Source organism: Saccharomonospora iraqiensis subsp. paurometabolica YIM 90007 (assembly GCF_000231035.2).
GTDB classification, from domain to species: Bacteria; Actinomycetota; Actinomycetes; order Mycobacteriales; family Pseudonocardiaceae; genus Saccharomonospora; species Saccharomonospora paurometabolica.
The window spans coordinates 2,006-6,670 of record NZ_KI912238.1; the positions used below are offsets into that span (position 1 = coordinate 2,006).

Consider the following 4,665-nt stretch of genomic DNA (forward strand, 5'->3'; position numbering starts at 1 on the left):
CCCCGGCGACCACGTCGGCGTGCGCGCGGTCGACGAGGCCCACATCGGCCTGGGCGGCGGCGAGCGCCGCCTCGAACTCCAGCATCCCGCGCAGCCACGCCCGGTCCGAGGTCTCCCCGGCCACGGGCCCGGCCGCGAACACCGGGTCGAACAGCTCCGACATCAGCCGCCCCGCCGCTCAGACATCGAAGAAGACCGTCTCGCCCTCGCCCTGCAGCCGCACGTCGAAGCGGTAGCCGTCCTCCGTCGGCTCGGCGATCAGGGTCCGCCTGCGGTCGGCGGGCACCGAGGCCAGCACCGGATCGGTGGCGTTGGCCTCGGCACGGTCGGGGAAGTAGATCCGGGTCACCAGCCGGTGCAGCATCCCGCGGGCGAACACCGACACGTCGATGTGCGGCGCCTCGCCGGGCACCGCACCCGGCACCACGGTCCGGATGGCGTACGCGCCGTCGTCGTCGGTGGGGCACCGCCCGAACCCACGGAAACCCGGCTGCGGGCCGCGCGGGTCGTCCGGATGGTCGAACCGGCCGTTCCGGTCGGCCTGCCACGTCTCGACCAGCCCGTCCGGCACCGGCGCGCCCGCACCGTCGGTGACCACACCGCGGATCCACACCGCGCCCTCGTCGTCCGCGTCGACCACGTACGGGCCGTCGGCCCACGGCAGCCCGATCGACAGGTACGGCCCGACCGTCTGCGACGGCGTCGAGCCCAGCGGCCCGGCCACAACAGCCTCGCTCACTCGTCCTCCTCCTCGTCCTCGAAAGGTGTGGCCTCGCGGCCCCTCAGCACGATGTCGAACTCGAAGGCCAGGGCCCATTCCGGGACGGTGCGGCTCAGGTCGAACCGGGAGATGAGCCGCTGCCGTGCCTTCTCGTCCGGGATCGAGTTGAAGATCGGGTCCTGGAAGAACAGCGGGTCGTCCGGGAAGTACATCTGGGTGACCAGCCGCTGCGGGAATGCCGTGCCGAACACCGAGAAGTGGATGTGCGCGGGCCGCCAGGCGTTGTCGTGGTTCTTCCACGGGTAGGCGCCCGGCTTGATGGTGACGAACTCGTAGCGTCCCTCGCTGTCGGTCACGGTTCGGCCGACGCCGTCGAAGTTCGGGTCCACCGGGCAGGGCCAGTTGTCCCACACGTGCTTGTAGCGGCCGCCCGCGTTGGCCTGCCACACCTCGATCAGCGAGTTCGGCACCGGACGGCCGTCGCCGTCGAGCAGCCTGCCGTGCACGAGGATCCGCTGCCCCTGCGGCTCCTCCGGGTGCTGGCGGGTCAGGTCGTTGTCCAGCTCGCCCAGGCGTCCCGGCCCGAGCAACGGGCCGGTGACCTCGGTGAGCTTCTGCGGCAGCAGCACCAGCGGCTGCTTCGGGTGCCGCAGCCGGGTGGACTTGTACCCCGGGGAATCCATCGGTGGGTGGGTGCCCTCCGGGTCCCGGCGGTACCGTGGCAGGACCAGGCCCGACCCGGCCGACGACTCCGCTGACGTGGTCATGCTCTCCTCCTCGTTCGACACCTCGCGGCGCGAGGGCGTTCGACACCGCGGCGCGAGGGGCCGCGTACCCGGTGGGACGCGCCCGCTCACGCCTCGAGCACCACGGCCAGGCCCTGGCCGACACCGATGCAGATGGCGGCCAGCCCCCAACCGCCGCCCCGCCTGCGCAGCTCGTGGGCGAGCGTGCCGAGCACCCGCCCGCCGGAGGCGCCGAGCGGGTGTCCGATGGCGATGGCCCCGCCGTTCACATTGACGATCTCCGGGTCCAGCTCGGGCCAGTCGGCGAAGCAGGCCAGCGACTGCGCGGCGAACGCCTCGTTCAGCTCCACCGCGGTCAGATCACCCCAGCCGATCCCCGCGCGCTGAAGCGCGATCTCGGCGGCGCGCACCGGCCCGATGCCGAACACGTCCGGGTCCACCCCGGCCGCGCCGCGGCCGGCGATCCGGGCCATCGGCGACGCCCCGAGACGGTCGGCGCCCGCGCGGTCGCCGAGCAGCACGGCGGAGGCGCCGTCGTTCAGCGGGGACGAGTTGCCCGCGGTGACACTGCCGCCCGCACGGAAGGCGGGTTTGAGCGTGCCCAGTTTCTCCAGCGACGTGTCCGGGCGGATGCCCTCGTCGCGGGTGAGGTCGGTGCCCTCGACGGGCACCACGTGCCCGTCGTAGAAGCCGGAGTCCCAGGCCCGGGCGGCGCGGGTGTGGCTGCGCAGCGCGAACTCGTCCTGCGCGGCCCGGCTGATCCCGTACTTCCCGGCGAGCTGCTCGGTGCTCTCCCCGAGGGACACGGTCCACTGCTCGGGCATGTTCGGGTTGACCATCCGCCAACCCAGCGTGGTGGAGTGCAGCGTCTCGTGGCCCGCCGGGAAGCCCTTGGCCGGCTTCTGCAGGACCCACGGCGCGCGGCTCATCGACTCCACCCCGCCGGCGACCACCACGGAGGCGTCCCCGACGGCGATCTGCCTGCTGGCCTGCATGGCGGCGTCCAGCCCCGAGCCGCACAACCGGTTGACGGTGGTGCCGGGCACGCTCGTGGGCCAGCCCGCCAGCAGCGTGGCCATCCGGGCGACGTTGCGGTTGTCCTCCCCCGCGCCGTTGGCGTCGCCGAGCACGACCTCGTCGACCGCGTCGGGGTCCCCGCCGCGGTCGGCCAGGGCACGGAGCACGTGTGCGCCGAGGTCGTCCGGCCGTACGCCGGAGAGGGCGCCGCCGTAGCGGCCGAACGGCGTCCGGACGGCGTCGAGCACGAAGACGTCGGTCACGAGGAGGCCTCCTTGAGGGTCCGCAGGGTGGACAGCTCCGCGGCGGTCGGGGCGTCGGTGGTCGACAGGTCGTCGGCCACCGTCAGTTCCCAGCCGGTGGCCTCGCGCACCTGCTCGACGTCCACCCCGGGGTGCAGTTGGCTGAGCACGAGCTCGCGGGTGTCCGGGTCGGGACGGAAGATACCGAGGTCGGTGATCACCAGGGTGGGGCCCGCGCCGCGCAGCCCCAGCCGTTCGCGGTCACCCCGACCGCGACCGTGCCCGACGGAGGTCACGAAGTCGACCTGCTCGACGAAACTGCGCCTGCTCTGCCGCACGACGACGAACACCTCGCGGCAGGAGGCGGCGATCTCCGGGGCGCCGCCCGCACCGGGCAGCCGCACCGCGGGATCGGCGTAGTCGTCCCCGATCACGGTCGTGTTGATGTTGCCGAACCGGTCGAGCTGGGCCGCGCCGAGGAACCCGACATCGATGCGGCCGGGCTGCAGCCAGTAGTTGAACACCTCGGGCACGCCGATCACGGCGTCCGCCGTCTCGGCGAGGATGCCGTCACCGATCGAGGACGGCAGCACGTCCGGCTTGGAGCCGAGGGTGCCGGACTCGTAGATCAGCACCAGATCCGGCGCGTGGGTCCGGCGTGCCACGTTGGCGGCGGTGGAGGGCAGGCCGATGCCGACGAAGCAGCGCGTGCCGTCGGCCAGGGCCCGGGCCGCGGCGATCGACATCATCTCGTCGGACGTGTGGTCGGGCGTCCACTCCGCCCGCGGCTGCTGCTGTGGCGTGGTCACTTCCCGCTCACCTCCCCGCCGAACACGGTGTCGCGGACCCAGGCCTCGAACGAGTCCCGCTTCCGCCCAATGGAATCCCATTCCTTGTAGTAGTCGTTGTCCCGGTCGTAGTAGCCCTGTGCGTAGGACGGGTGGGCACCGTGCGGCGCCTCGGCGACGTAGGTGACCGCCCAGCTCGGCAGCATCATCTGGCCGGGCACCGGCTCCAGGTCGTCGACGACCTCCTCGACGGTGACCAGGCTCCGCCGCGCGGCGAGCACCGCCTCCTTCTGCACGCCGACGAGCCCCCAGATCTGCACGTTGCCCCGCCGGTCCGCGCGCTGGGCGTGGATGATCGACACGTCCGGGTTGAGCGCCGGGACGGCGGCGAGCTGCTCACCGGTGAACGGGCAGGTGATCTGCTTGATCGTGTCCGTGTGCTCCGGCAGGTCGGTGCCCGAGTACCCCCGCAGCACGCCGAACGGCAGCCCGGACGCCCCCGCGACGTAGCGGTTGGCCATGCCCGCGTGGCTGTGCTCCTCGATCTCCAGCGGGGCGGGCCAGCCGTTCTGCACGGCGTCGCGGAAGCGGTGCAGCGAGCCGACCCCCGGGTTACCGCCCCAGGAGAAGACGAGCTTGCGCGCACACCCCGCGCCGATCAGCTGGTCGTAGACGATGTCCGGGGTCATCCGGACCAGCGTGAGGTCCCTGCGCCCCTGCCGGATGATCTCCCGGCCCGCCGCGTGCGGGATGAGGTGGGTGAACCCTTCGAGCGCGACCGTGTCCCCGTCGCGCACGAGCCTGCCCACCCCGTCGGCGAGCGAAACGATCTCTGCCACCTGTGCCACCTTCGTCGTTCGCATAACGCACACAAGTTCTACATATGAACATACACCCCGTGGGGGTCGCCGTGAAGGACCCCTTGCCTGCGTCACACGCAGTGAAGGAGGCCTTCACGGCGATGGGGGCAGGGAAGGAGTCCTTCACGGCACACCCGGGGAGCTGGGGCGCGGTAGGGTCGGGGCCGGACGAAGGGGGATCGTGTGGGGTGGGACAGGGACGGGGCGCGGCCGCGGGTGGTGGTGGCGCGCCGGATCCCGGAGGCCGCGCTCGCGGTGCTGCGGGAGGTCGCCGACGTCCGGGTGCCGGCG

The 4,665-nt window shown here is 72.6% G+C and carries 5 protein-coding genes; all 5 read right to left on the minus strand.

Annotated features, from left to right (window positions below):
- Window positions 1–178: 178 nt before the first annotated feature.
- The 5 genes from pcaG to SACPADRAFT_RS0212110 all read right to left on the minus strand — a co-directional run bounded on the left by pcaG (window position 179) and on the right by SACPADRAFT_RS0212110 (window position 4,353).
- A complete protein-coding gene (pcaG, locus tag SACPADRAFT_RS0212090; protein WP_007026592.1) occupies window positions 179–739 on the minus strand; it encodes a protocatechuate 3,4-dioxygenase subunit alpha in 561 nt (186 codons plus the stop codon).
- Window positions 736–1,488: a protocatechuate 3,4-dioxygenase subunit beta gene (gene pcaH / locus SACPADRAFT_RS0212095; protein ID WP_007026593.1), complete on the minus strand. Its 753-nt coding sequence runs from the start codon at window positions 1,486–1,488 to the stop codon at window positions 736–738. Before pcaH ends, pcaG begins: the two co-directional genes overlap by 4 nt.
- An 86-nt stretch (window positions 1,489–1,574) precedes the next feature.
- Entirely contained in the window at window positions 1,575–2,747 is a 1,173-nt protein-coding gene (locus SACPADRAFT_RS0212100; protein ID WP_007026594.1) for a thiolase family protein, read from the minus strand.
- Window positions 2,744–3,475, minus strand: coding sequence for a CoA-transferase subunit beta (locus SACPADRAFT_RS0212105; RefSeq protein ID WP_198048316.1), 732 nt, complete (start codon window positions 3,473–3,475; stop codon window positions 2,744–2,746). The genes SACPADRAFT_RS0212100 and SACPADRAFT_RS0212105 overlap by 4 nt, the downstream gene beginning before the upstream one ends.
- Before the next feature lie 56 nt (window positions 3,476–3,531).
- Window positions 3,532–4,353 (minus strand): CoA transferase subunit A, encoded by an 822-nt coding sequence (locus SACPADRAFT_RS0212110; RefSeq protein WP_007026596.1) that lies wholly within the window; start codon window positions 4,351–4,353, stop codon window positions 3,532–3,534.
- Between the last annotated feature and the right edge of the window lie 312 nt (window positions 4,354–4,665).